The organism is Halomonas sp. ND22Bw, assembly GCF_003011945.1.
GTDB lineage: Bacteria > Pseudomonadota > Gammaproteobacteria > Pseudomonadales > Halomonadaceae > Halomonas > Halomonas halophila.
On record NZ_PXWD01001593.1, the window covers coordinates 1 to 243 of the forward strand.

The following is a 243-nucleotide window of genomic DNA, read 5'->3' on the forward strand; positions in this document are numbered from 1 at the left end:
CGGTCGCCCGTCGCATCTCGCGATAGAAGAACTCCATCCGCAGTTGCGACTTGCCCGAGGCCCAGCGCCGGAACCGGTCGTGCGAGCATAGGAAGCGGCGGTCGGGCCGCATCTCGACCGTCAGGCCCGCCCCTTGCGCGAAGGCGGCTAAATGCTCGGCCAGCCGCCATTCGCCGCATTCGGTCATGGCGACGGCGTCGAAACCGCCGTCGTCCAGCGCGCGGGCCAGTTCGCCGGTGATGG

Annotated in this window: 1 protein-coding gene; it reads right to left on the bottom strand. The window is 69.5% G+C overall.

Annotated elements, in window-relative coordinates; genetic code table 11:
* Window positions 1-243 (bottom strand): cryptochrome/photolyase family protein (locus CVH10_RS23625; protein ID WP_146143362.1); only part of this gene is annotated, 243 nt, incomplete at both ends.